General features: G+C 50.6%; 2 protein-coding genes. Both read left to right on the top strand.

Going from position 1 to position 1,989, the window contains the following annotated elements:
* Positions 1-232: 232 nt before the first annotated feature.
* Positions 233-1,351, top strand: a complete 1,119-nt coding sequence (locus FKW31_RS13760) for an MFS transporter (RefSeq protein WP_197051019.1) — start codon at positions 233-235, stop codon at positions 1,349-1,351.
* A gap of 398 nt (positions 1,352-1,749) precedes the next feature.
* The gene (locus FKW31_RS16090) at positions 1,750-1,902 is read left to right on the top strand and encodes a hypothetical protein (RefSeq protein WP_156100441.1); all 153 of its coding nucleotides are present in this window, start codon (positions 1,750-1,752) and stop codon (positions 1,900-1,902) included.
* Positions 1,903-1,989 lie beyond the last annotated feature (87 nt).

Genomic DNA, 1,989 nt, shown 5'->3' with positions numbered 1-1,989 from the left:
AGCGTGGACTTTGATCGCCTCAATCCGCATGCTGACCCGCAGAACCGCAAGGCATTGTCAGTGCTGAAAAACTTTCGGATCAGGCTCTTAATCGCTAGGTCGCCCCGAAATAAACTTCTCAGCGAAAGGGTATAACAATGAGTCAGTTGTGTATCGATGAACCACGAGACGAGGTTCAAGATCTCCGACGTCGCGCTCACGAACTGCCGAAAGGAAAACTACTGGCGCTGGCATGCGCTGGATTTATTACGATCTTGACGGAGGCGTACCTGCCGGCCTCCTCCCGCAAATAGGGCAAGGCTTACACGTTTCTGGCGCTGCAGTCGGACAACTCGTAACGATATACGCCATCGGATCAATGATTGCGGCAATACCTTTAACATCTTTGACTCAGACGTGGAGCAGGAAAACGGTTCTTTTGTCGGCTGTATTGGGGTTTCTTGTATCCAATACGGTGACGGCGATATCGTACTCTTATGCAATTACGCTCGTTGCACGGCTGCTTGCTGGCATATCTGCTGGGTTGCTTTGGGCTCTCCTCGCTGGATACGCGAGCCGAATGGTTCCTAAAAGCATGCAAGGGCGGGCGATTGCACTCGCTATGGTAGGTACTCCACTTGCTCTTTCGTTTGGAATCCCTCTGGGCACGCTGGGAGGGATCGTGCTTGGATGGCGTGTAACGTTTGGGCTTCTATCTGCTCTTACCGTTGCGCTCGTTGTTTGGGTCGCCGCTGTTCTGCCTAATTTTCAAGGAGAAGACGAACGACTTAAAATGCGTATATATGAGGTAATATCAGTCCCCGGCGTCGCAAGAATATTGGCGACAACTCTTCTGTTTGTTCTCTCCCATAACATAATATACACTTACATTGTTCCATTCGCGGCACTCTCCGATCTCGGGAATCACATTGATTTAGCGCTGTTTGGGTTCGGCCTCAGCTCAATTTTTGGAATTTGGATTGTCGGGTCATACATTGATCGAAAACTACGTAGTCTCACGATTGTAAGCATCATTCTGTTCGCGGTTTCCTCTTTCATTATGGGATTAGGCTATGGCAGCAGTGTAGCTGTTACATTCGCAATATTACTGTGGGGGTTGTCATTTGGAGGTGCCGCGACCTTGTTCCAAACTGCATCAGCGCGTGCTGCTGGCACGGCTGCTGATCTGGCACAGTCGATGATCGTCACCGTGTGGAATGCTGCAATCGCGAGTGGCGGCGCACTGGGTGGTCTTATGCTGATCGGATTCGGTGTTCGCACACTGCCATGGGCGGTATTAGCCATCTTGACTGTAACGTTAGCGATCATTCTAACGGATTCAAAAAAAGGGTTCACAGATAATGGCAGATGAAAACCAAACGATCGAATTATTTCGAACGAAATGAGCAAAGTGTTTAGTCTCGGATTTTGACGGTGCTATCTTTTCGCCGGAATGGACTAGGTTCACGACGGAAGTACCACGACGACAGCGGCAGTTCGTCGAGAGATACTGCATAGTCGAGAGAGTATCCGTTGTGATCAAGCGGCTTTTGGTCTCCAGAGACGATCTTTACGGAGCAGTGCGTCGGCGAGGACGATGAGCTTCGGCATGATTGCGGGGATGTTACCCTGGCGTGTTCGGTCGTAAGCATTCGTGCCAGATTTCTGCCCACGGGGATGGATTTTGCTGGCACTGAGTGAGGTGCAACTGCCAAGGATCCTATCATACAATCACTCCCTAGTGCTTCCATTTGGACCGGGGAAAACCCCATGAGCGCCAAGAACCACCTTGCCGCCGACGCTTTGGGCAATCCGGCGCAGATGCCAGGCGCCGGCGATGAACTCAATGAAATCACACAGGCGCACGACTCGATCGAAAGGTTCGACGCGGATTTCTCACGGAAGGGTTGTACATCGGGCTAGATTATGAAAAAGTCTGTTTTGCACAAAAGAAATTTTCGTAAGCTATAAGAAAACCCGATGCAGACAGAGTGTAGCGCAGGCGCGTAT

Source organism: Acetobacter sp. DmW_136, assembly GCF_008690365.1.
GTDB classification, from domain to species: domain Bacteria; phylum Pseudomonadota; class Alphaproteobacteria; order Acetobacterales; family Acetobacteraceae; genus Acetobacter; species Acetobacter oryzifermentans.
The sequence above is the reverse complement of the archived record's forward strand: the minus strand, read 5'-3'. Positions and strand labels throughout refer to the sequence as shown.